19 protein-coding genes are annotated in these 23,084 nt (G+C 70.7%); 17 read left to right on the top strand and 2 right to left on the bottom strand.

Going from position 1 to position 23,084, the window contains the following annotated elements:
* Positions 1 to 75 precede the first annotated feature (75 nt).
* The 3 genes from ACFFQA_RS13225 to ACFFQA_RS13215 all read left to right on the top strand — a co-directional run bounded on the left by ACFFQA_RS13225 (position 76) and on the right by ACFFQA_RS13215 (position 6,215).
* Positions 76 to 3,912, top strand: coding sequence for a Pls/PosA family non-ribosomal peptide synthetase (locus ACFFQA_RS13225; protein WP_377852097.1), 3,837 nt, complete (start codon positions 76 to 78; stop codon positions 3,910 to 3,912).
* On the top strand, positions 3,909 to 5,201 hold the full coding sequence (locus ACFFQA_RS13220; RefSeq protein ID WP_377852096.1) for a M1 family metallopeptidase: 1,293 nt from the start codon (positions 3,909 to 3,911) through the stop codon (positions 5,199 to 5,201). The genes ACFFQA_RS13225 and ACFFQA_RS13220 overlap by 4 nt, the downstream gene beginning before the upstream one ends.
* Positions 5,202 to 5,462: 261 nt before the next feature.
* Positions 5,463 to 6,215, top strand: a complete 753-nt coding sequence (locus tag ACFFQA_RS13215) for an IS30 family transposase (protein WP_377852094.1) — start codon at positions 5,463 to 5,465, stop codon at positions 6,213 to 6,215.
* A 30-nt stretch (positions 6,216 to 6,245) separates the two neighbouring features.
* On the opposite strand, the gene ACFFQA_RS13210 is transcribed toward ACFFQA_RS13215, so the two are convergent.
* Entirely contained in the window at positions 6,246 to 7,082 is an 837-nt protein-coding gene (locus ACFFQA_RS13210) for an NAD(P)H-binding protein (RefSeq protein ID WP_377852092.1), read from the bottom strand.
* A gap of 99 nt (positions 7,083 to 7,181) precedes the next feature.
* On the opposite strand from ACFFQA_RS13210, the gene ACFFQA_RS13205 reads away from it, so the two are divergent.
* The 3 genes from ACFFQA_RS13205 (at position 7,182) to ACFFQA_RS13195 (ending at position 10,596) form a co-directional block, all read left to right on the top strand.
* The gene (locus ACFFQA_RS13205; RefSeq protein WP_377852091.1) at positions 7,182 to 7,928 is read left to right on the top strand and encodes a TetR/AcrR family transcriptional regulator C-terminal domain-containing protein; all 747 of its coding nucleotides are present in this window, start codon (positions 7,182 to 7,184) and stop codon (positions 7,926 to 7,928) included.
* Positions 7,929 to 8,000: 72 nt separating this feature from the next.
* A complete protein-coding gene (locus tag ACFFQA_RS13200; protein ID WP_377852090.1) occupies positions 8,001 to 9,527 on the top strand; it encodes an alpha/beta hydrolase in 1,527 nt (508 codons plus the stop codon).
* Between the two features lie 85 nt (positions 9,528 to 9,612).
* A complete protein-coding gene (locus ACFFQA_RS13195) occupies positions 9,613 to 10,596 on the top strand; it encodes a zinc-binding dehydrogenase (RefSeq protein WP_377852089.1) in 984 nt (327 codons plus the stop codon).
* An 80-nt stretch (positions 10,597 to 10,676) separates the two neighbouring features.
* Here the strand turns inward: ACFFQA_RS13195 and ACFFQA_RS13190 are convergent, their stop codons facing one another.
* The gene (locus ACFFQA_RS13190) at positions 10,677 to 11,249 is read right to left on the bottom strand and encodes a TetR/AcrR family transcriptional regulator (RefSeq protein ID WP_377852088.1); all 573 of its coding nucleotides are present in this window, start codon (positions 11,247 to 11,249) and stop codon (positions 10,677 to 10,679) included.
* Between the two features lie 95 nt (positions 11,250 to 11,344).
* On the opposite strand from ACFFQA_RS13190, the gene ACFFQA_RS13185 reads away from it, so the two are divergent.
* The 11 genes from ACFFQA_RS13185 (at position 11,345) to ACFFQA_RS13135 (ending at position 23,016) form a co-directional block, all read left to right on the top strand.
* Positions 11,345 to 12,871 (top strand): DUF3239 domain-containing protein, encoded by a 1,527-nt coding sequence (locus ACFFQA_RS13185; RefSeq protein WP_377852087.1) that lies wholly within the window; start codon positions 11,345 to 11,347, stop codon positions 12,869 to 12,871.
* Between the two features lie 79 nt (positions 12,872 to 12,950).
* On the top strand, positions 12,951 to 14,231 hold the full coding sequence (locus ACFFQA_RS13180) for a sensor histidine kinase (RefSeq protein ID WP_377852086.1): 1,281 nt from the start codon (positions 12,951 to 12,953) through the stop codon (positions 14,229 to 14,231).
* A gap of 72 nt (positions 14,232 to 14,303) precedes the next feature.
* The gene (locus ACFFQA_RS13175; RefSeq protein WP_377852085.1) at positions 14,304 to 14,960 is read left to right on the top strand and encodes a response regulator transcription factor; all 657 of its coding nucleotides are present in this window, start codon (positions 14,304 to 14,306) and stop codon (positions 14,958 to 14,960) included.
* Positions 14,961 to 15,163: 203 nt separating this feature from the next.
* Positions 15,164 to 15,406 carry a hypothetical protein gene (locus tag ACFFQA_RS13170; RefSeq protein ID WP_377852084.1) on the top strand — a complete coding sequence of 81 codons (243 nt, stop codon included), beginning with the start codon at positions 15,164 to 15,166 and terminating at the stop codon, positions 15,404 to 15,406.
* 109 nt (positions 15,407 to 15,515) lie between these two features.
* The gene (icmF, locus tag ACFFQA_RS13165; protein WP_377852083.1) at positions 15,516 to 18,740 is read left to right on the top strand and encodes a fused isobutyryl-CoA mutase/GTPase IcmF; all 3,225 of its coding nucleotides are present in this window, start codon (positions 15,516 to 15,518) and stop codon (positions 18,738 to 18,740) included.
* A 23-nt stretch (positions 18,741 to 18,763) separates the two neighbouring features.
* Positions 18,764 to 19,627, top strand: coding sequence for a 3-hydroxybutyryl-CoA dehydrogenase (locus ACFFQA_RS13160; RefSeq protein WP_377852082.1), 864 nt, complete (start codon positions 18,764 to 18,766; stop codon positions 19,625 to 19,627).
* Between the two features lie 53 nt (positions 19,628 to 19,680).
* Positions 19,681 to 20,301, top strand: a complete 621-nt coding sequence (locus ACFFQA_RS13155) for a (2Fe-2S)-binding protein (RefSeq protein WP_377852081.1) — start codon at positions 19,681 to 19,683, stop codon at positions 20,299 to 20,301.
* A gap of 69 nt (positions 20,302 to 20,370) precedes the next feature.
* Positions 20,371 to 21,000, top strand: coding sequence for a hypothetical protein (locus ACFFQA_RS13150; protein ID WP_377852080.1), 630 nt, complete (start codon positions 20,371 to 20,373; stop codon positions 20,998 to 21,000).
* An 8-nt stretch (positions 21,001 to 21,008) separates the two neighbouring features.
* The gene (locus tag ACFFQA_RS13145) at positions 21,009 to 21,296 is read left to right on the top strand and encodes a transcriptional regulator (RefSeq protein WP_377852280.1); all 288 of its coding nucleotides are present in this window, start codon (positions 21,009 to 21,011) and stop codon (positions 21,294 to 21,296) included.
* Positions 21,293 to 22,180, top strand: coding sequence for an ATP-binding cassette domain-containing protein (locus ACFFQA_RS13140; RefSeq protein ID WP_377852079.1), 888 nt, complete (start codon positions 21,293 to 21,295; stop codon positions 22,178 to 22,180). The genes ACFFQA_RS13145 and ACFFQA_RS13140 overlap by 4 nt, the downstream gene beginning before the upstream one ends.
* A complete protein-coding gene (locus tag ACFFQA_RS13135; protein ID WP_377852078.1) occupies positions 22,177 to 23,016 on the top strand; it encodes an ABC transporter permease in 840 nt (279 codons plus the stop codon). Before ACFFQA_RS13140 ends, ACFFQA_RS13135 begins: the two co-directional genes overlap by 4 nt.
* The last annotated feature ends 68 nt before the right edge of the window (positions 23,017 to 23,084 follow it).

Raw genomic sequence — 23,084 nt, 5'->3', positions numbered from 1 at the left:
AGAACCGAATCACAGAGCCGGAAAGCGCGTCCACACCTCACGCAGCGGAGAGCGCCAGATGGTTCGGAGGACCGCATGACCTCGGTGCAGACGCTGGTTCCGGCCTTGTTCGCGGGTTCCTCCGCACCGCCGGAGCGCACCCTTCTCGACATCATCACCGAGACGGCCCGCCTGCACCCGACGGCACACGCGCTCCGCGCCGGCTCGACCGTGCTGAGCTACCGCGCGCTGCTGGCGGAGGTCGAGGCCCTTCGGGCTTCCCTTGCCGCGGCGGGGATCGGCGTCGGCGACCGGGTCGGCGTGCGTGTTCCTTCCGGCACGACGGACCTCTACGTCAGCATCCTTGCGGTGCTCGCCGCGGGCGCCGCCTACGTGCCCGTGGACGCCGAGGACCCCGAAGAACGCGCCGAGCTCGTCTTCTCCGAGGCGGGGGTCTGCGCTGTCCTCGGCGAGCGGCGGCAGCTGGCCCTCCGCGGCACTCCGATGCGCGTCGCCGGTGAGCCCGGCCCGGACGACGACGCGTGGATCATCTTCACCTCGGGTTCGACCGGCAGGCCCAAGGGAGTCGCGGTCAGTCACCGCTGCGCCGCCGCGTTCGTCGACGCCGAGGCGCGGATGTTCCTTGTGGACGAACCGATCGGACCGGGCGACCGCGTGCTCGCCGGGCTGTCGGTCGCCTTCGACGCCTCGTGCGAGGAGATGTGGCTGGCGTGGCGGCACGGCGCGTGCCTCGTCGCCGCGCCGAGGGCGTTGGTGCGCACGGGAATGGACCTCGGTCCCTGGCTGGTCGAGCACGAGATCACTGTGGTCTCGACCGTGCCGACGCTGGCCGCGCTGTGGCCGTCGGAGGCACTGGACGAGGTGCGGCTGCTCATCTTCGGCGGCGAGGCCTGCCCGCCGGAGCTGGCCGAGCGGGTCGCCGTCGAGGGCCGCGAGGTCTGGAACACCTACGGCCCCACCGAGGCCACGGTGGTCGCGTGCGGTGCGCAGATGACCGGCGAGGGCCCGGTGCGCATCGGGCTGCCGCTGGACGGCTGGGAACTGGCCGTCGTGGACGCGGCGGGAGAGCTCGTGCCGATGGGCGGCTCCGGCGAGCTGGTGATCGGCGGTGTCGGCCTGGCGCGCTACCTGGACCCGGCCAAGGACGCGGAGAAGTACGCGCCGCTGCCGTCGCTGGGCTGGGACCGCGCCTACCGCAGCGGCGACCTCGTGCGCGCCGAGCCCGAGGGCCTGGTGTTCCTCGGCAGAGCGGACGAACAGGTCAAACTGGGCGGTCGGCGAATCGAGCTCGGTGAGGTCGACGCGGCGCTCCAGGCACTGCCGGATGTCGCTGGCGCGGCGGCGGCGGTGCGCAGGACCAAGGGCGGCAACCAGATCCTGGTCGGCTACCTGGTGTCCACAGTGGACGAGTTTGACCAGGCGGCGGCGCTCGAACGCCTGCGTGCCGCGCTGCCCGCCGCGCTGGTGCCGTTGCTCGCGGTCGTGGACACGCTCCCGACCCGCACCTCCGGCAAGGTCGATCGCAACGCGTTGCCGTGGCCGCTGCCCGGCTCCGCCGAGCAGACCGCCGACCTGGACGGCACCGAGGCATGGCTTGCCGAGCAGTGGGCGGAAGTCCTCGGCCGTCCACCGGCGGGCGAGGACGCGGACTTCTTCGCCAGTGGCGGCGGCAGTCTCGCCGCGGCGCAACTGGTCTCGCTGATCCGGCAGCGCTATCCGAGCTGCTCGGTCAACGACGTCTACCAACGCTCGACGGTCCGCGAACTGGGCGCACGGCTCGACGAGCTCAAGACCACCGAGGCCACCGAGCGTGTTGTCCTGCCGACACGGGTGGGCACGGGGCTCGCGCAGGTCGCGTTGCTCCTGCCGCTGCTGACCCTGGTGGCGCTGCGGTGGATCGTCGTGCTCGCCGCTGCGAACAACGTGCTGTCGTGGTTCGGCTCCTACGCATGGGCACCGACGGTGTCGTGGTGGTGGGTGGCGCTGGGCTGGTTGTTGGTCATCAGCCCGGTCGGCCGTCTGTGCATCGCGGTCGGCGGAGCCCGATTGCTGCTGCGCGGTCTGCGGCCCGGCGACTACCCCAGGGGCGGCAGCGTCCACTTGAGACTGTGGACGGCCGAGAAGCTGGCCGCGCTGAGCGGCGCGACCAAGCTGTCCGGCGCCTGGACGACCTACTACGCGAAGGCGCTGGGAGCGCGGATCGGCGCCGGCGCGGACCTGCACTCGATGCCGCCGGTGACCGGGATGCTCAAGCTGGGCAAGGGAAGCGCGGTCGAACCCGAGGTCGACCTTGCCGGTCACTGGCTCGACGGCGATGTGCTGCACGTCGGCAAGATCCGTATCGGCGCGGGCGCGACGATCGGCGCGCGGAGCACGCTGCTGCCGGGCGCGCGGATCGGCAAGCGCGCGCAGATCGCGCCGGGCTCGTGCGTGATGGGTTCGGTGCCCGCCGGACAACGCTGGGCCGGTGTTCCGGCCGCGCGCTCCGGCAAGGCAGCGCAACGCTGGCCTGACGAGCGGCCGGAGCACAGCCGTCGGTGGGCGGTCACCTACAACCTCACCTCGCTGGCGCTGGAGCTGCTGCCGGTGGCGGCAGCGGTCCCGAGCCTGTTCGTGCTGGGCGTGTTCCTCGGCGGCCCGGCGCCGCTGACCGGGGCGCTCGCGGCGGTTCCCCTGGTGACCGTGCTGTTCATGCTGACCTACGCGGTGCTGGTGCTGGTCAGCGTGCGGGTGCTCAGCATCGGTCTGCGCGAGGGCTACCACCCCGTCCACGGGCGGATCGCGTGGCAGGCCTGGGCGACCGAGCGTCTGATGAGCTCCTCTCGGGTAGCTCTGTTTCCCTTCTACGCCAGCCTGTTCACGCCGGTGTGGCTTCGCGCGCTTGGGATGCGGGTCGGGCGGCGCGTGGAAGCGTCAACCGTGCTGGCGCTGCCGTCGATGACGACCGTCGGCGACGGCGCGTTCCTGGCCGACGACACGATGGTCGGCACCTACGAGCTCGGCGGCGGTTGGCTGCGCATCGCGGCGGCGCGGGTCGGGAAGCGGGCTTTCCTCGGCAACTCGGGCATGACCGCGCCGGGTCGTTCGGTGCCGAACCGGGGACTCGTCGGCGTGCTGTCGGCGGCTCCGAAGCGGGCGAAGGCGGGGAGCTCCTGGCTCGGCATGCCGCCGATGAAGCTGCCCCGGACCGTGGAGACCGGCGACCAGAGCCGGACGTTCGACCCGCCGCGCAAGCTGGTGGTCGCGCGGGCACTGGTCGAGCTGTGCCGGGTCCTTCCCGTGATGTGCACGGTGGCGCTCGCGGTGGCGGTGCTCGCGGTGTTCCAGACTGTGGGGCTCGCCGTCGCGGTGGCGGTGGGCGGCCTGGTCCTGCTGGGCGCGGGCGTGATGGCCTGCCTGGTGGCGTGTCTGGCGAAGTGGCTCCTGGTGGGCAGGTTCCGCAAGATCGAGCGTCCACTGTGGAGTTCCTTCGTGTGGCGCAACGAGCTGGCTGACACTTTCGTCGAGGTCCTGGCCGTGCCATGGCTGGTGGGCTTCGTCGGCGGCACACCGCTGATGAACCTGTGGCTGCGCGGGCTCGGCGCACGCGTCGGTCGTGGCGCCTGGTGTGAGTCCTACTGGCTGCCCGAGGCCGACCTCGTGCGGGTCGGCTCCGGTGCGACCGTCAACCGGGGGTGTGTCGTCCAGACCCATCTGTTCCATGATCGGATCATGCGGATGGACTCGGTCACCCTCGACGACGGAGCGACGCTGGGGCCGCACGGCATCGCGCTGCCCGGCACGACGATCGGCGCGCGGGCGACGGTCGGCCCGGCCTCGCTGGTGATGAGCGGGGAGAGCGTGCCACAGGACACCCGGTGGCTCGGCAACCCGATCACGGCGTGGCGGGCCGGGAAGGCCCGCAGGGGATGAAGCAGCTCCCCTACCTCGACGCGCACGGGGACGACGGCTACCAGGTCCTGCGCTACGACCTCGACCTCAGCTACCACCCGGGCTCCAACCGGCTCGCGGGGCGGGCGCTGGTCACGGCGGTGGCCCGCTCGGCGCTCAACGGCGTGAGCCTCGACCTCGGCGCGTTCCGAGTGGACCGGGTGCTCTTCGACGGCAGGCAGGTCCGGTTCGCGCACCGGCTCGGCAAGCTGCGCGTCCGGCCGGGGCGTGAGCTCGCGCCGGGCACGGAGTTCACCGTGGAGGTCCGCTACTCGGGCATCCCCCGGCCGATCCGCGGCCACTGGGGTGAGATCGGCTGGAACCAGCTCGACGACGGAGCGCTGGTGGCGAGCCAGCCGACGGGTGCGCCGTCGTGGTTCCCGTGCAACGACCGGCCTGCGGACAAGGCCGCCTACCGGATCGCGGTGACGACCGCGCCCGCGTACGCGGTGGTGGCCAACGGGGTCCTGGTCTCGCGGACCTCGGGGCGCGCCGGGACGACGTGGGTCTACGACCAGCCGGAGCCGACGTCGACTTACCTCGTGACTGTCCAAATCGGACGGTACGAGCTGCTGGAGATCGCCTCGGGACCGGTGCGGCAGCCCGCCGCCGTTCCCGCGCGCCTGCTACGGGCGTTCCGGCACGACTTCGCCGACCAGCCCCGGATGGTGCGGGCGTTCGAGCGGTTCTTCGGGCCGTACCCGTTCGCGGAGTACGGGATCGTGGTGGTGGACGAGGACCTGGACGTTCCGGTCGAGGCACAGGGGATGTCGATCTTCGGGGCCAACCACGTCGACGGCCGCGGGGGCGCGGAGCACCTGGTGGCGCACGAGCTGGCGCACCAGTGGTTCGGCAACAGCGTGACCGTGGCCGACTGGCGGGACATCTGGCTGCACGAGGGGTTCGCGAACTACGCGGAGTGGCTGTGGGCCGAGGAGGCCGGGCGGTCCTGCCACGAGCTGGCCCAGCGGTCGCGGGCCGGGTTGGCGCGGCTGCCGCAGGACATCAGCATCGGGGCTCCGGGGGTTCGGCGGATCTTCGACGACCGCGTGTACCAGCGGGGAGCGCTCACGCTGCACGCGCTCCGGCTGACGCTGGGGGACGAGCGGTTCTTCCCCCTGCTGCGGGAGTGGACGAGGCGGTACCGGCACTCCGTCGCTTCCAGCGCGGACTTCGTGGGTCTTGCCCAGCGGTACTCCGATGCGGACCTGGCTCCGCTGTTCCAGTCCTGGTTGTCCGAGACCGCACTGCCGCACCTGCCGGACTATTAACTGGCTGGGGTGGTTGTGGCTGCCGCCCCGACCTCGTCGGGTTGCCCCCTGGAATTCTTCCGGACTCGGGCGCGGATTTCCTTGACCACCCACCACCGCCAGCCCGCTGGGGTTGTCGGCGGCGGAGATCGGTCGACGGTGCCTCGGGAGTTGGCTCGGGCCGGGAAGTGGGTCAACCGTCGTGACTGGTGAACCGGGCGGTGCCAGCGCAGCGGGACGCGGGCGCGGCCGGGCAAGCTGGAGCCCCAGGGGTGGGTTGCGGTGCTGTTGGGGACGGGCTGGTCACCGCAGCAGATCAGCGCCATGCTGAAGCGGATGTTCGGCGACGATGAGAGCATGCGAGCCTCGCACGAGACGATCTACCTCGGGGTCTACGAGGGACTGTTCGTCCAGGGCCGGGGTGAGGTGCGCAAAGACCTGGCCCGGTTCCTGCGCACCGGCCGCACACCGCAGGGCCGTCTGGACGATCGCGGGAAGATCCCGGGGATGGTCAACATCAGCGAGCGACCGCCCGAGCCCGAGGACCGAGCGGTCCCCGGGCACTGGGAAAGCGATCTGCTGCTGGGTGCCACCGGCAAGGGCGCGGTGATCACCCTCGTCGAACGGGCCTCCCGGTTCGCACTCCTGGCGCCCCTGCCGGGACAGCGCACCACCGAGATCGTCACGGGCGAACTGGCCCGCATGATCACCGCCCTGGCCGAGGTCCTGCGCCGGTCACTGACCTGGGACCAGGGCAAGGAGATAAGCAAACACGCCCAGTTCACCCTCGCCCGCGGCCTGCCCGTCTACTTCTGCGACCCCCGCTCACCCTGGCAGCGCGGCAGCAACGAGAACACCAACGGTCTGCTGCGCCGGTACTGGCCCAAGGGCAGCGACCTGCGGTCCCTGCCCCAGGCCGACTGCGACCAGGTGGCCTGGCTGCTCAACACCCGGCCCCGCCAGACCCTGGACTGGTACAACCCGGCCGAGGCGTTGAACAATGCCCTCGTTGCAACCACCCCCAGGGGCAGCTGATCGCGGCATGGCTTGCGATCGGCCCGCGCCTCACCGAGGACCGAACTCGGCGGCATGGCGCGTCGCCCATGCGCGGAACGTGCTGCCCGGCCGTCCGACCACGTTCTCCACCGTCTTCAGCGGCTCCGTCACCGCGTCCTCCAGCGTCAGGAACCAGTCGATCATGTCTTGGGGCACGCCGAAGCCCTGCCAGTAGCGCTGGGTCTCCTCGCGCGAGAGGGCCTCGAAGGGGATCTCGCGGCCGAGCACCTCGCCGAGCACGCGGACCTGCTCGGCTGGGGTGATCAGCTCCGGGCCGGTCACCTCGTGGACCGCACCCGCGTGCCCGTCATTGAGCAGTGCCGTCACCGCGACCGCTGCCGTGTCGATCTCGTCGACCGGCACGCCCGCCACGTCGCCAGAGGGCGCCCGGACCACGTCACCAGCGCGGATCACGTCGGCCCAGCCCAAGGCGTTCGCCATGAACTCCCCCGGGCGCACGATCGTCCACTCCACCGTCGAAGCCCGGAGCGCGCGCTCCGCGGCGAGCTCGTTCGCGTGGTGGTAGCCCGCCAGGTCCGTCTCGTCGGTGGCATCACCCACGGCGATGGAGGACAGTGCGACGATGCGCCGCACGCCCGCGCTCTCCGCTGCCGCGACCACTTCCGGGGCGTCGGAGGGGAACAGGAACATGCGTTCCACTCCGGTGAAGGCCGCTGACCACGACGTGACATCGCCGAGGTCCCCGCGCACCACGTCGACCGCCGAGGGCAGGTTCGCCGTCGCCGGGTTCCTCGTCAGCGCCCGAACCCCCTGACCCGCTTCGAGCAGCTGGCTGACGACGTTGCGCCCCACGTTGCCCGTCGCGCCTGTCACCAGGATCGTCACCGCGCCCCCTAAAACTTCGTACCGCATACGGAGTTATTACTTCGTACAAGCTACGGAGTTTTAGGATGGGGCGTCAAGCGACCGGGACGAGGAGCCAGAGTGAGCCCATCCGAGTACAGCGGCCTCGGCGACCCGCACCGCAGCATCGCCCTGCTCTGGGGCACGGCCGAGCCACCGAGCCGAGGCCCCAAGCAGCGGCTCACCGTCGACCGGGTGGTCGCCACCGCCATCGAGGTCGCCGACGCCGACGGGCTCGACGGGCTGTCCATGCGCAAGGTCGCCGAGCGGCTCGGCGTCGGCACGATGTCGCTCTACACCTACGTTCCCGCCAAGGCCGAGCTGGTCGATCTCATGCTCGACCGCGCGACCGCCGAGGTGCGACGCCCCGAGGAGGGCATGGGCTGGCGGGAACGCCTGGAGCTGTTCGCCCGCGAGCACTGGCGGCTCTACCACCGGCATCCGTGGATGCTCCAGGTCACCGGGCACCGGCCGGTGCTCGGGCCCAACGAGCTTCGCGCCTACGACGACGCGCTCGGTGCGCTGGCGCACGCGGGGCTCGACGAGCGGGACATGGTCGCCTTCGTCGATCTCGTGGAGGGGTACGTGCGCGGCAAGGCGCGCCACTCCGTCGACTCCGCGCAGGCCGAGAAGCGGACCGGGATCAGCGACGACCAGTGGTGGTCCTCGCGGCAGTTCTTCTGGGAGAAGCACTTCACGCGCGCCGACTACCCGAATCTGACCAGGGTTCTCGACACCGACGCCTTCAGCGAGCAGGGTGGCTCGTTCGAGTTCGGGCTGGCCAGGACGCTGGACGGCATCGAGGGCTTCCTGCGGGCCCTCGACTGACTCAGTGTTTTTGTGAATTCCGCTCCGCACGGGCGAATGGGACGCTTCGGGCCAACCCCGAGGAGGACCACTGTGGTTCGTTTACCGACGAGATCGGCGGGGCGGATCGCCCTGCTGGTCACGGCGTTGACGCTGTCCGCGGCGCCCGCGGTCGCGGCGGTGCCCGCGCCGACCGGCTCCATCGCCTGGGGCCCCTGCCCGGAGGACGTCCTCGCACTGGTGCCGCCGGAGCACCGTTTCCGTTACGGCTGCGGCAAACAGGCCGTTCCGCTCGACCACGCCGAGCCGAGCGCGGGCAGCATCGACCTGATGCTGGTGCGCAGGGCCGCCTCCAAGCCGGCCGAGCGCATCGGCTCCATCCTGATCAACCCCGGCGGCCCCGGGGCGGACGGCCTGCTGCTCGCGACCATCCCGAGCGTGGTGTTCCCCTCGTCCGTTCCCGACCACTTCGACCTGGTCGGCTTCGATCCACGCGGCGTTGGCCGCAGCAACCCGCTGAAGTGCTTCACCACCCAGGAGAGCGCGGACGCGGTGCGGGCCAGGATGATCCCGGTCCCGGTCACCACGTCGGAGATTAAGTCCACTGTGGACGCTTACGCCGAGTACGGGCGGGGCTGCGGCACCGTCGGCGGGCCGATCATCAAGCACATGTCCACTGAGGACACCGCACGTGATCTCGATGTGCTGCGCGGCGCACTCGGCGAGCAGAAGCTGAACTACGTCGGCCTGTCCTACGGAACCCTGCTCGGCGCTACCTACGCCAACCTGTTCCCGGACAAGGTCCGGGCGATGATCCTCGACGGCGCGGTCGATCCCGCCTTGCGCACCAACGACGCCCTGCGCTACGACCGGGAGCGGGCGTTGGCCTTCGAGCGCGCGCTGTCGGCCTTTCTCAAGCGCTGCAAGGACGAGGGCCCGAAGTGCGCGTTCAGCGAGGGTGACCCACGGGCGAAGTTCGACGCGATCCGCGAGCGGCTGCGGAAGGGACCGCTGAACCTGCCCGGCGGCGGCACCATCACGCTGAGCCAGTTCACCGCCAAGGTCGGCGACGTGCTGGAGTCCATCGCGATGCTGGGCCAGACCGACCTCGCCAAGCTGGCGATCGAGCTCCAGGAGCTGCACACGGTCCCGGCCCCGCGGACCACGGGCACGGACGCGCCCTACACCGGGCACGACGCGTTCTACGGCGTGAACTGCTCGGACAAGCCCTTCCCGAGGACGCCGGCGATCGTGCCCTCGGTCGCGGCCGCGTGGGAACGCGAGGCTCCGACCTTCGGGCGGCGGCAGGCGTTCACCGACTTCGCCGGGTGCGCGAACTGGCCGGTGACGGCGAAGGAGGTCTATCGGGGGCCGTGGAACGCCAGGACCTCGGCACCGGTGCTGGTCGTCGGGATCTACAACGACCCGGCGACGCCGTACTCGTTCTCGAAGCGGATGGCCGCCCAACTCGGCAATGCGCGGCTGCTGGACGTGGACGCGTTCGGGCACACCAGCATCGGGTCCAGCGCGTGCGTGGACTCCGCGGTGGAGAAGTACCTGACCAAGCTGGCACTGCCCGCGGCAGGACTGGTCTGCAAGCCCAACAAGCAGCCCTTCTGACCGGGGCCGATCTCGACTTGACCTCAACCAAGGTTCGGTTTCTACCGTCGCTCCTGACGATCCACCCCCGAAGCAGGAGACGACGATGCACGCGATCCGCCAGCACGAGTTCGGTCCAGCGGAAACCCTTGTCCACCAAGAGGTTCCCGATCCACAGCCGGGAAGCGGCCAGGTCCGGATCGCGGTCGCGGCCGCCGGCGTGCACCTGCTGGACACCACGATCCGGGCCGGGACCGACGGCGGCCCGATGCCCTTGCCGGAGCTGCCGATGACCCCGGGCCGCGAGGTCGCCGGAGTCGTCGACGCGCTCGGCGAGGACGTCGACCCGGCCTGGCTGGGCCGCCGCGTCGTCGCGCACCTCGGCATGGCCAGCGGTGGCTACGCGGAGCTGGCTGTGGCGAACGTGACCGCGTTGCACGAGATCCCGGACGGCGTCGACGACGGCGCGGCGGTCGCGATGATCGGCACCGGCCGCACGACCATGGCGGTCCTGCACGTCGCCGCGATCACCGAGGGCGACGTCGTGCTGGTGACCGCGGCGGCGGGCGGCATCGGCAACCTGCTGGTGCAGCACGCGCGCAACGTGGGCGCCACCGTGGTCGGCCTGGCAGGCAGCGCCGCCAAGGTCGATCTGGTGCGCGGCCTCGGCGCAGAGATCGCCGTGGACTACACCAGGCCGGACTGGGCGGAGCGCGTGCGGGAGCAGCTCGGCGACCGCGAGGTCACCGTGGTCATGGACAGCGTCGGCGGAGCGGTCGGCCGGGCTTCGCTCGACCTGCTCGGCGCGGGCGGCCGGATCTACTTCTTCGGCTGGTCGGCGGGCGAGTCCACCAAGCTCACCCAGGACGACCTGTGGGCGAAGAGCCTCACGGCGGGCGTGGCGATCGGCCCCGCGGTCATCCAGCGCGCCGGAGGTCTCCGCGCCCTTGAGGAACGCTCGATGGCGGCGCTGGCCAAGGGCGAGCTGGTCCCGCTGGTGAACCCGCCGATCCCGCTGGCCGAGGCGGCCGCCGCCCACACCGCACTCGTCACCCGCGCCACCATCGGCAAGGTCATCCTCACCCCCTGACCGCCATTCGCGGGCTTATGGACCTGTCCGGAGCTCGAAAGGCGTCCATAAGCCCGCGAATGGCAGGGGCGGAGGCGGGGTCAGGGGGTGAAGCGGGTGAGGAGGGCGCGGAAGGCCAGTGCGATGTCCTCACCGGTGGGCGCGCGTTCCGGATCGAGCAGGCGCTGGACCGTCACGCCCTGCATGAGCGCCAGGTAGAAGGAGCCGATCGCGCGTTCGGTGCGCTCGTCCGCCGGTTCCTGTGCCGGGCCGAAGAGCCCGCCGAAGGCCACTCTCGCGGTCTCCACGTCGCCGGAGAGCTGGCGCCTCAGCTCGGGCAGCCGCTCCGCCTGGTTGAACGCCTCGAAGGTGGACAGCCACAGGTTGCGGTGCTCGACGAGGGAGTCCACCACCGTGATCCACATCGCCTCGAAGCGCTCGATCAGCGGCGCCCGCGGGTCGGTGTCCCAGATCGCGTCGACCGCCGCCGCCCACTCCTTGGTCGCCTCGATCAGCGCCTGGGTGAGCAGGGCCTCCTTGGAACCGAAGTGATACCCGATGGAGGCGAGGTTGGTTCCCGACACCGCGACGATGTCCCGTGCCGTGGTGCGCGCGTAACCGCGCTCGTACAGACACTGTTTCGCTCCGGCGAGCAGCTCCTCACGATGTCCCACGGAACGAGCCTATTCCAGTCATACGTATGTACGCCTGCGTGTGTCCGGCAGTCGGAGCAACGGCTCAAGTAAGTTCCTGGTGAACGGGTCCGATCATGGGAGCGCAGGAGTTGAACCAGCCGCGGCACGGCCTTCCGGCCACCCACCCACAGCGCTACCAGCAGTGGGAGGTCGACGACGCGCACCTGCGGAACGCCAGCGGGCACTACGCGCAGTGGAAGGCCGGGCTCTCGCGGGGCCTGTGGGCCGGGGTGCCGGTGCTGGCGCTGAGCGTCTGGGCGCTGACCGGCCCGTGGTGGGCGGTGGCGCTCGGCGCGGTCGGCGCCCTGGTCGTGCTCGGCGGACTGGTCCTGATCCTCGCGGGCCGCAAGCAGCCGTGGCGGCCCTACCGGGGCGGGCAGGTGGTCCCCGGCGTCGTGCTCGAAGTCGGCAAGGACGGCAGGGCCGCTCTGCTGGTGATGGCCGAGATGTCGCGCTCCCCCACCACCGTGCCGCGTTTCGCGCTGCGGCTGGTTCAGCTGCCGGGCGGCGCGATGTGGTCGCCGGGCGAGCGCATCCCGTGCGTCGCCTTCGACCTCAGCGGCAAGAACTCGGCGTACTGGTCGAACTTCGACGCCGCCCCGGTCTCCTGGGCCACGGCGGACAAGCACGTGCTGCGCGAGGTCGGCACCTCGATCGACGCGGCGGAGTGGGTGCTGCTCGGCGACCTCGCCAGGAGCGCGAGCCAGCTCAAGGGCAAGGACCGGCCGATGGTGCTGCCCGCAGACAAGCTGCCGACCGAGCTGCGCTACCCGAGGCAGCGCTTCGGCGTGGAGCTGGCGTGGGACGAGCGCGGCCAGCCGCACATCTCCCCGCAGGCCGTGCCGGTGTTCCCGCAGATCACCTCGCCGGCCCCACCGCCGAGACCGGACGGGAAGCTCGCCGACCGGCGGCTGGACTTCGAGCCCGATCGCGGGCACGCCCGCAAGTTCAACGAGATCTACCGGCGCGGGGACCGCCCGTGGTTGCTCACCGTCGCGGCGGGCGGAGCGCTGCTGGTGGCCGCCGGCGTGTGGTTCGTGCTCGACGGGCAGTGGTGGGACTACGTGTTCGCGGCCGCGACGTTCGGGCTCGCGGCGCTCGGCGGGTTGTTCCTGCTGCGGGCGCGGCGCACCAACGGCAGTCCGCACCAGTACTTCCGCCGGGGCACGCTGAACCCGGGCATGATCGCCCACATCGACAGCAAGGGCGCCGCGACGGTGCTCGTGCTCGCCGACGTGACGACGACGCGGGGCGTGCCTAGGCGCTTCGCGCTGCACACGCTGCGCGCGGAGAACCTGCCGGGGCACAAGCTCGCCGTGGGCGAGAAGGTTCCCGTCACCTGTGGCTTCGCCAGCACCCCCGACCACCCGTGGGCGCGGATGGGCTACTGGGACTTCGTGGTCGCCGTGCCCGTGGCGTGGGGCACGCCGGACACCGCCACCATCGAGCGCGGCATCGAGGAGATCGACGAGACCGAGTGGGCCTACCTGGCGCACAACCTGGAGCGGGCGCGGATCGTCTCCGGCACCACGGACCATACGATCCTGCTGACGCACGAGGAGCTGCCACACCGGCTGCGGGGAACGGCGCCGCGCAGGTGAGGCGGGGTGGGGCTAGCCCCACCCACGTCGTGCGGACCGCCGGATGGAGCGGGGACCGACGAAGCTGGAGTCTTGGGCCATGACCTCGAACGCGACCGGCATCGACCGGTACCAGCCGGTCCCGGTGACCTGGGCCCAGGCTCGCAGGGACTTCGGCTACCTGATCCCCGGCCTGTTCATCGGCCTGGCGACGTTCATCCCGTTGATGGTCACCTTCTGGCTCGGTGTCGGCCTGACGGTGATCTGGATCGGCATCGCGGTCCTCGCCGGTTGCCTTGCGGCGGCTCGGGGTTTCGCCTCCGGTGAGCGCGCGCGGGTCCGCTGGCTCTACCGCCGCGAGCTGCCGCCGACCTACTACCGGCGCAACGAGGGCAGGGGCTTCGGCAGGTTGTGGAGGTCCCTTCAGGACCCGCAGTCCTGGAAGGACCTGCTGTTCGGGTTCATCCAGCTGCCGGTGCGGATCGTGACGTGGGTGCTGACGCTGCTGTGGTCGGTGATGACGCTGGGCGGCCTGTCGTACACGTTGTGGCAGTGGGCACTGCCCGACGGCAACGTGACCGTGTTCCAGTTGCTGGGCTTCGACTCCAAGCTCGTGGAACTGGCCGGTTACACCGTGATCGGTCTGCTCTTCTGCGTGTCGCTGCCCTACGTCCTTCGCGGTCTCGCCGCCTTCGACTCCGGAATGGTGCGGGTCATGCTGACCAACGAGGCCGCGGCACTGCGGGCGCGCACCGAACAGCTGACCACCAGCCGCACCGCCGCCGTGCAGGCCGAGGCGCAGACGCTGCGGCGCGTCGAGCGGGACATCCACGACGGCCCGCAGCAGCGGCTGGTCCGGCTGTCCATGGACCTGGAGGCGGTGCGCCGCCGCCTGGACGACGACCCGCAGGCGGCCCGGCCGCTGGTGGAGGAAGCCCTCACGCAGAGCCAGGAAGCGCTCTCGGAACTGCGTGCGGTCTCGCGTGGCATCGCCCCGCCGATCCTCACCGACCGTGGCCTGCGGGCGGCGCTGACCGCGACGGCGGCGCGGTGCCCGGTGGAGGTCTCGCTGGAGATCGACCTGGAGTCCGGCCAGCGCCTGCCGGAGGCGGTGGAGAACGCGGCGTACTTCGTGGTGAGCGAGGCGCTGACCAACGTGGCCAAGCACTCGGGCGCGACGCTGTGCACCGTCACGGTTCGCCGCGACCACCGGATGCTGCTGATCCAGGTCCGCGACAACGGAACCGGGGGTGCGCACCTGGGCAAGGGCCACGGCCTGGCCGGGCTCGCCGACCGCCTGGCCGCGGTGGACGGGCAGCTGGACATCGCCAGCCCCTCGGGTGGCCCGACGGTGCTGACCGCGGACATCCCGCTGAGCTGATCGCACCGATCCCGTGCCCGCTTGGCGGGTCGCCGGATAGCGTTACCCCAGCCGATTCCAAGGGGTGACGTGGTGCGGGTAGTGCTGGCCGAGGACTCCGTGCTGTTGCGCGAGGGCCTGGTTCGGTTGCTGGGCGAGGCCGGTGCGACGGTGGTCGCGGCGGTGGGCGACGGTGAGACGCTGGTGCGGGCTGTCGTCGAGCACCGTCCGGACATCGCCGTGGTGGACGTGCGGATGCCGCCGTCGTTCACCGACGAGGGCCTGCGGGCGGCGATGCGGGCCCGCTCCGAGGTCCCCGGCCTCGGCGTGCTGGTGCTCTCGCAGTACGTGGAGGAGTCCTACGCGTCGGACCTGCTCGCCGAGGCGGGCACTCCGGGCGCTGGCGGCGTCGGCTACCTGCTGAAGGACCGGATCTCCAAGCTGGACGAGTTCTCCGACGCGCTGCGCCGGGTCGCCGACGGCGGCACCGTGCTCGACCCGGAGGTGGTGGCGGGCCTGTTCGCGCTGCGCCGCCGCAACGACCCGCTGAACGAGCTGACGCCGAGGGAACGCGAGGTGCTGGCGCTGATGGCGGAGGGGCGCACGAACACCGCCATCGCCCGCACGATGTCGGTCAGCGGCGGCGCCGTGGAGAAGCACATCTCGTCGATCTTCACCAAGCTCACGCTGCCGCCGTCCAACGACGACCACCGCCGCGTGCTGGCCGTGCTCGCCTGGCTGAAGGCCTAGGCGGTGTCCTGCCAGTAGTGACACCACCTCACCACGCCCGCCCCTCACTTCGCGTTTTGGGAACTAAACGTGAAATGAGAGCGCTCTCTTGCGCGCTGAGTTGCCACAACGCGAACATCCGACCGCACCAGCCAGTCCTACGCACACGGCGACAAGGGCGGTGCGTCGAAGCCACGTCGCGCCTGATCACGGCCCTGCCCGAGGTGGCTGCCCCGACGGGGACCTGCCGGACTCCCGCGATCTACGCCGAGCGGGCGACCGCCACCGTGCGGCCGTGCATCGAGATGGCGGGGAACGAGCCGCGGACGTGCCGGGTCACGTCCAGCACCGCCGCCCAGAGCGCGCTGCACGGGCCGTTCGTCGTGTCGCCGTGTGCGTGGGAGGACGCGAAGGTGACCGGCGTGCAGAGCCCCTCGCTGCGCTGGCGGACCCACGCGCCGCACTGATCTGAGCCACGGATCACATGAAGACCGTCACAGTGGACGGGCGCCCGATCGCTTGGAAGTCCTACTATTTTATTTCCAAGCTTCCACCGTCGGCCCTTGGAGTGTCGCAGTGTCCGATCTGCACGTACCCGTGAACCCGGTGCGCTTCGTGACCGCGGCGAGCCTGTTCGACGGCCACGACGCCTCGATCAACATCATGCGGCGGATCCTGCAGGCCCAGGGCGCCGAGGTGATCCACCTCGGGCACAACCGCTCGGTGGACGAGATCGTCACCGCCGCGATCCAGGAGGACGTCCAGGGCATCGCGATCAGCTCCTACCAGGGCGGGCACGTCGAGTTCTTCGGCTACCTGGTGGACCTGCTGCGCGAGCGCGGGGCCGGGCACGTCCAGGTCTACGGCGGCGGGGGCGGGGTGATCGTCGCCGAGGAGATCGAGCGGCTGCACGAGCACGGCGTCGCGCGGATCTTCTCCCCGGAGGACGGGCAGACCCTCGGCCTGGCGCGCATGGTCAACACCATGGTGGCCAGCTGCGACCTCGCGCTGGAGCCGAAGTCGCTGAGCGGGGTCTTCCACGGCGACCAGGCCGCGCTGGCCCGCGCGATCACCCGCGTCGAGCAGGGCGGGCTCTCCGAGGACGAGCGCGCGGAGCTGCACGCCGCGGCGGCCAAGCGGGAGGTCCCGGTGCTGGGGATCACCGGCACCGGCGGCTCCGGCAAGTCCTCGCTGACCGACGAGCTGGTCCGCCGGTTCCGGATCGACCAGCAGGACAAGCTGCGGATCGCGGTCATCGCCGTTGACCCGAGCCGCCGCAAGGGCGGTGGCGCGCTGCTCGGCGACCGGATCCGGATGAACTGCCTCGACGGTGACCGGGTCTTCTTCCGGTCGCTGGCCACCAGGGGCGCGGGCACCGAGCTGCCGCAGGGGCTTGCCGACGTGGTCGCCGCGTGCAAGGCCGCCGGGCACGACCTGGTGATCGTGGAGACGCCCGGCATCGGCCAGGGCGACGCCGCGATCGTGCCCTTCGTCGACGCCTCGCTGTACGTGATGACGCCGGAGTTCGGCGCCGCGTCGCAGCTGGAGAAGATCGACATGCTGGACTTCGCCGACGCCGTGGCGATCAACAAGTACGAGCGCAGGGGCGCCGAGGACGCGCGCCGCGACGTCGCCCGGCAGCTGGTGCGCAACCGCGAGGCGTTCGGCTCGCCGCCCGACGCCATGCCGGTCTACGGCACCAGCGCGGCGACCTTCAACGACGACGGCGTGACCGCGCTCTACCAGTTCCTGCGCGGCCTGCTCGCCGAGCACGGGCTCCAGGCGACCGAGGGCGTGCTGCCCGAGGTCACCGGCAAGGCGTCCACCAGGATCGCGCAGATCATCCCCTCGGCGCGGGTGCGCTACCTGGCGGAGATCTCCGAGGCGGTGCGCGGCTACCACGCCGAGACCGAGGCCCAGGTGGAGATCGCCCGCAGGCGCCAGCAGCTCGCGGCCAGCAAGGAGCTGGTCGCCGGGCGCGACGGCGAGACGCGCGTGCTGGAGGAGCTGCACGCCGAGGCCGACCGGGAGCTGGCGGCCGACAGCCACGCGCTGCTGGAGGACTGGCCCAAGACGGTCGAGGCGTACTCGGCGGACGAGCTCGTCGTGAAGGTCCGCGACAAGGAGCTGCGGACCCAGCTGTGGCGGGAAAGCCTTTCCGGCTCAAGGGTTCCGCGCGTCGCGCTGCCCCGTTACGCCGACCACGGCGAGCTGCTGCGGTTCCTGCGCGCGGAGAACCTGCCGGGTCGGTTCCCGTTCACCGCGGGCGTGTTCCCGTTCAAGCGGGACGGCGAGGACCCGGCGCGGATGTTCGCGGGCGAGGGCGATCCCTTCCGCACCAACCGCCGCTTCCACTTCCTGTCGTCGGACTCCAAGGCCACCAGGCTCTCCACGGCCTTCGACTCGGTGACCCTCTACGGCCGCGACCCCGACGAGCGCCCCGACATCTACGGCAAGGTCGGCACCTCCGGCGTCTCGATCGCCACCGTCGAGGACATGAAGGTGCTCTACAGCGGCTTCGACCTCTGCGCGCCGAGCACGTCGGTGTCGATGACGATCAACGGCCCCGCGCCGACGATCCTGGCGTTCTTCCTCAACGCCGCCTTCGAGCAGCAGAACGCGAAGTTCGTCGAGGAGCACGGCCGGGCCCCCGGTGCGGCGGAGGAGGCCGAGATCCGCGCCCGGGTGCTGCGCACCGTCCGCGGCACGGTCCAGGCCGACATCCTCAAGGAGGACCAGGGCCAGAACACCTGCATCTTCTCCACGGAGTTCTCGCTGCGGATGATGGGCGACATCCAGCAGTGGTTCATCGAGAACGGGGTCCGCAACTTCTACTCGGTGTCGATCTCCGGCTACCACATCGCCGAGGCCGGGGCGAACCCCATCAGCCAGCTGGCCTTCACGCTGGCCAACGGCTTCACCTACGTGGAGTCCTACCTGGCGCGCGGCATGGACATCGACGACTTCGCGCCGAACCTGTCGTTCTTCTTCTCCAACGGGATGGACCCCGAGTACACCGTGCTCGGCCGGGTCGCGCGGCGGATCTGGGCCGTGGCGATGAAGAAGCGCTACGGCGGCAACGAGCGCTCGCAGAAGATGAAGTACCACGTGCAGACCTCCGGGCGGTCGCTGCACGCGCAGGAGATGGACTTCAACGACATCCGCACCACGTTGCAGGCGCTCATCGCGATCTACGACAACTGCAACAGCCTGCACACCAACGCCTTCGACGAGGCGGTGACCACGCCGACCGAGGACTCCGTGCGGCGCGCCCTGGCCATCCAGATGATCATCAACAGCGAGTGGGGCCTCGCCAAGAACGAGAACCCGTTGCAGGGCGCGTTCATCATCGACGAGCTCACCGACCTGGTCGAGGAGGCCGTGCTGGTGGAGTTCGACCGGATCAGCGAGCGCGGCGGCGTGCTCGGCGCGATGGAGACCGGCTACCAGCGCGGGCGCATCCAGGACGAGTCCATGCTCTACGAGCACCGCAAGCACGACGGCTCGCTGCCGATCATCGGCGTGAACACCTTCCGCAACCCGCGCGGCTCCGAGGCGGCGGGGCCGATCGAGCTGGCCCGGGGCACCGAGGCGGAGAAGCAGTCGCAGCTCACCCGCCTGCGCGAGTTCCACCAGGCCAACGCGGACACCGCGGAGGCGGCGCTGAAGCGGCTGCGCGAGGTGGCGATGGGCGAGGGCAACGTCTTCGCCGAGCTGATGAACGCCGCGCGGGTGTGCTCGCTCGGCCAGATCACCGAGGCGTTCTTCGAAGTCGGTGGCCAGTATCGTCGGAACGTCTGAGTTTCGTGTGTGAAGGGGACGCTGTGAGCGGCATCAGCAAGGTCGGTGTTGTCGGATCGGGTCTGATGGGCGCGGGGATCGCCGAGGTGTGCCTCCGGGCCGGGCTCGACGTGCTGGTCAGCGAGGTGAACGCGACCGCGGCGGAGGCGGGCCGGGCCCGGATCACCTCCTCGATCGACCGCGCGGTGAGCAAGGGCAAGATGGCGGAGTCCGAGCGCGAGGACGTGCTCGGCAGGCTGCGGCTGACCACCGACCTCGGCGAGTTCGCCGACCGCGACCTGGTGGTCGAGGCCGTCGCCGAGCACGAGCAGACCAAGGTCGACGTCTTCGCCACCCTGGACAAGGTGGTCACCCGGCCGGACGCGATCTTCGCCTCCAACACCTCGTCGATCCCGATCATGAAGCTCGGCATGGCCACCCAGCGGCCCGAGCAGGTCATCGGCATCCACTTCTTCAACCCGGTGCCGGTGCTGAAGCTGGTCGAGCTGGTCACCTCGCTGCTCACCGGCGAGGAGACCTCCCGCCGCGCCGAGGAGTTCGCGGTGGGCGTGCTGGGCAAGCAGGTGGTCCGCTCCCAGGACCGCGCGGGCTTCATCGTCAACGCGCTGCTGGTGCCCTACCTGCTGTCGGCGATCCGGATGCTGGAGTCCGGCTTCGCCTCGGCGGACGACATCGACAACGGCATGGTGCTCGGCTGCGCCCACCCGATGGGCCCGCTGCGGCTGGCGGACCTGATCGGCCTGGACACCACCAAGGCGATCGCGGAGTCGCTCTACGCGGAGTTCAAGGAGGCCCTCTACTCGCCGCCGCCGCTGCTGCTGCGCATGGTGGACGCCGGCCTCCTCGGCAAGAAGTCCGGCCGCGGCTTCTACGACTACTCGGCGTAGCTCGCCCCCCACCGGTCACGTTGCCAGAACGCGAGATCAGCGGAGGCCCCGGCGTGGAGAGGTTCGGCGGGTACTTCGTCGTCGGAGTCGTCGGAGTGGACGTGGCGCCCGGCGGGCCTGCGTTGCGGGAGGTGTACCGCGGCGAGGGGCTGGCAGGGCGGATCGACGACGTCTGCCGACGGCTCGGGACCACGGAGCGGCGGGTCGGCGCGTCGATCCTCTTCCAGGGCTACGCCGCTCGCGTGTGGTCTCCGCTGCTCGGCGCGGTCGCGCTCGGGCTGCCGGTGCCCGCGCTCGACTCCGATGAGATCCACTGGACGGAGAGCGGGTTCGTCAGCGCACGGCCGCTGCGGGAGAGCACCGAGACGATCACCGCGATCGCCGTCGAGCAGCATCTCGAACCCATGATGTCCGCTCTGCGCAAGGAAGTTCCGGTCGCCGACGGGCTGCTGTGGGGCAATGCGGCCTCCTCGCTCGTCGGCACCATGAAGGTCATCGCCAACGCGGGGGCGCTCGACCGGCGGACCTCGGACGTCGCGGCAGAGGTTCTGGAGCACGACGCGTTGCGCGCCGCCGGGGGCTTCACCGACGGCGGTTACCAGCGCCGGAGCTGCTGCTTGTACTACCGCGTGCCCGGCGGCGGACTGTGCGGGGATTGCGTGCTCGCTCCCTAGCTCCCTTGCCCCGCCTTGAACTTTGCGATACAAAGTACTTGGACTTTGTATCGCAAAGTAGGAGCAGCCATGAACCAGACCGAGGACGGACCGCTCTCCCCCGCGGAGTCGCTGACGCTGATCAGCGCTGAGCGGGCGCGGGTCGGCCGCAGCCTGTCGCCGAGCCAGACGCTGTTGTACGGCACGTGGGGCGCGACCTGGCTGGTCGGCTGGACGCTGATGTTCCTCGCCGCCCCGACCGGGCCGGAGCTGCTGCCGTTGTGGCTGGCTGGCACGCTGTTCGGCGCACTGGTCGTCGGGTCGATCGCACTGTCCATCGTGGTCGGCGTGCGGGCCGGGCGCGGCATCGAGGGCCAGTCGCGGGTCAGCGGCGCGCTGCACGGGTGGACCTGGACCCTCGGGTTCTGGGCGCTCACCGCGATCAACGTCGGGTTCACCGTGAAGCTCGACGTGAGCACCGACGTGATCGCCCTGCTGTGGACGACCGGACCGCTCATGATCATGGGTCTGCTCACCATGGTGGGCGCGGCGCACCGGCGCAGCGTTCCCGAGTACGTGGCCGGGGTCTGGCTACTGCTCGCCGCGGCCCTGAGCGTCTACATCGGAGTGCCCGCGAACCTGTTGGTGCTGGGGGTCGCCGGTGGTGGCGCGATGATCGGGCTGGCCGTCCACCACGCACGTCGGGCGAGGACCGCGTGACCGCCGGACTGCCGGAGCTGGACCCGGTCATCCACGCACAGGCCCGGCTCCGCGTCACGGTCGCGCTCGCCGCACTGCCCAAGGGTGACCGGATCACGTTCCCACGGCTGCAGGAACTGCTCGACATGACCGCGGGCAACCTCTCGACGCATCTGCGCAAGCTGGAAGACGCCGCCTACGTGGAGATCACGAAGACGCACCAGCGCAGGACCCCGGTCACCTACGTGGAGCTGACCACCAAGGGACGCAGGGCTTTCGAGGACTACAGCGCGGCACTCAAGGAGATGCTGACATGATCGAGTTAACCGGCTTGACCAAGTCCTACGGCGATGTGCACGCCGTGCGCGACCTGAACCTCCGGGTTCGCGCGGGTGAGGTCTACGGCTTCCTCGGGCGCAACGGAGCAGGCAAGACCACCACGATGCGGATGCTGCTCGGCCTCGTCCGGCCCACCGGCGGGTCCGGAACCGTTCTGGGGAAACCCTTGGGAGATCCGGAATCCGTGTCCCGCATCGGCTCACTGGTGGAGTCACCCGCGTTCTACCCGCACCTCAGCGGACGGGACAACCTCCGGCTGCTCGCGCGCTACTCCGGCCTCACCGACTCCACTGTGGACGATGCACTCGCCTTGTCCGGACTGGGCGATCGAGCCGAGGACAAGTTCGCCGGGTACTCGCTCGGGATGAAACAGCGGCTGGGTGTCGCGGCGGCGCTGATGGGCGATCCGGAGCTGCTCGTCCTGGACGAGCCGACCAACGGTCTCGACCCGGCCGGCATGCGCGAGATGCGCGATCTCGTAAGGGTTTTCGCTGATGGAGGTGGCACGGTGCTGCTGTCCAGCCATCTGCTCAGCGAGGTCGAGCAGGTCGCGGACCGGGTCGGGATCATCCACAACGGACGGTTGGTGACCGAGGGCACGATGACCGAGATCCACGCTCGGGTCGGGGGCGGCAGGCTGGTGCTGCGCGCCGAACCCGGCGCGGCGGCCGAGGACGCGGTGCGAGCCCTTCCCGGTGTGCTGGAGGTGCGCCGGGCGGGCGAGCTGGTCGAGGTGGACCTCGGCACCGCGACCGCGGCCGGGGTCAACCGGAGCCTGGTCGGCGCGGGCATCGACGTCAGCGAGCTGCGGGTGGAGCAGCGCTCGCTGGAGGAGGTCTTCACGGGGGTGACCGCGGCATGATCACCGACAACCTGCGTGCCGAGCTGTTCGCGTTGCGCCGCCGTCCCGGAGTCCTCGCCATGGCGGGGATGTGGTCGACGCAGGTCGTGGTCTTCGCCTATCTGGTGCCCTACGTCGTCTACCTCACCCAGGGGTCGGCGATGGCGCCCGCCATGGCCGCCGACCTGCTCTCCGGGCTGCTTCCGGAGGGCGCGCACTACTACGTCGCGGGCGCGCTACCGACCTTCGGTGGACCGGTGATGCTGGTCATCGGCGCGCTCCTCGCCTCGGGCGACTACCGCTGGGGCACGCTGCGCACGATCCTCGGACGGCAGTCCGACCGCTTCGCCTTCCTCGGTGGGCGCTTCCTGAGCCTGCTCGTCGCGCTGCTGCCGGTGGCCGTGGTGACGCTCGTCCTCGGCCTGCTCAGCAGCGGGGTGATCGCCGCCGTCAGCGGTGGTCCCGCGAACTACTCCCCGGGTTCGATCGTGCTGGAGCTGGGCGCGCTGTGGCTGGTGATGGCCGCGTGGGGCGCGGTCGGCTTCGCCATCGGCGTCCTCACCCGCAGTCCGGTGAGCGCGATCGTCATCGGCCTGCTGTGGACCGTGCTGGTGGAGAACGCGGTGACGCTGCTGGCCAACGTCGTTCCGGGGCTGGGGTTGCTCAGCACGGTGTTGCTGGGCAACAGCTCCAACCGGCTGGCGATGGGGCTCGGCTCGGAGCCGATCACGATCACCGGCGCCTTCGGGGTGAGCGCCCCGGGCACGCCGCTGCTGGCGGTCGTGGTGCTGCTGGCCTACGTCGCCACGGGTTTCGCGGTGAGCTACGCCGCACTTCGCCGCCGTGACGTGAGCTGATCGCCGACTATCCTGGCCGGTACCCGAGCTGAACCGGCGCCCACCACCGCCCGAGTCCTTTCTGGGAG

Source organism: Allokutzneria oryzae, assembly GCF_042429765.1.
GTDB classification, from domain to species: Bacteria; Actinomycetota; Actinomycetes; order Mycobacteriales; family Pseudonocardiaceae; genus Allokutzneria; species Allokutzneria oryzae.
Note: the sequence above shows the minus strand (reverse complement) of the source record. Positions and strands in the feature narration are given on the sequence as shown.

Coding starts and splice junctions, on each gene's coding strand:
- ACFFQA_RS13225 (WP_377852097.1), top strand. CDS start 76: ATGACCTCGGTGCAGACGCTGGTTCCGGCCTTGTTCGCGGGTTCCTCC.
- ACFFQA_RS13220 (WP_377852096.1), top strand. CDS start 3,909: ATGAAGCAGCTCCCCTACCTCGACGCGCACGGGGACGACGGCTACCAG.
- ACFFQA_RS13195 (WP_377852089.1), top strand. CDS start 9,613: ATGCACGCGATCCGCCAGCACGAGTTCGGTCCAGCGGAAACCCTTGTC.
- ACFFQA_RS13185 (WP_377852087.1), top strand. CDS start 11,345: ATGGGAGCGCAGGAGTTGAACCAGCCGCGGCACGGCCTTCCGGCCACC.
- ACFFQA_RS13180 (WP_377852086.1), top strand. CDS start 12,951: ATGACCTCGAACGCGACCGGCATCGACCGGTACCAGCCGGTCCCGGTG.
- ACFFQA_RS13150 (WP_377852080.1), top strand. CDS start 20,371: ATGAACCAGACCGAGGACGGACCGCTCTCCCCCGCGGAGTCGCTGACG.
- ACFFQA_RS13140 (WP_377852079.1), top strand. CDS start 21,293: ATGATCGAGTTAACCGGCTTGACCAAGTCCTACGGCGATGTGCACGCC.
- ACFFQA_RS13135 (WP_377852078.1), top strand. CDS start 22,177: ATGATCACCGACAACCTGCGTGCCGAGCTGTTCGCGTTGCGCCGCCGT.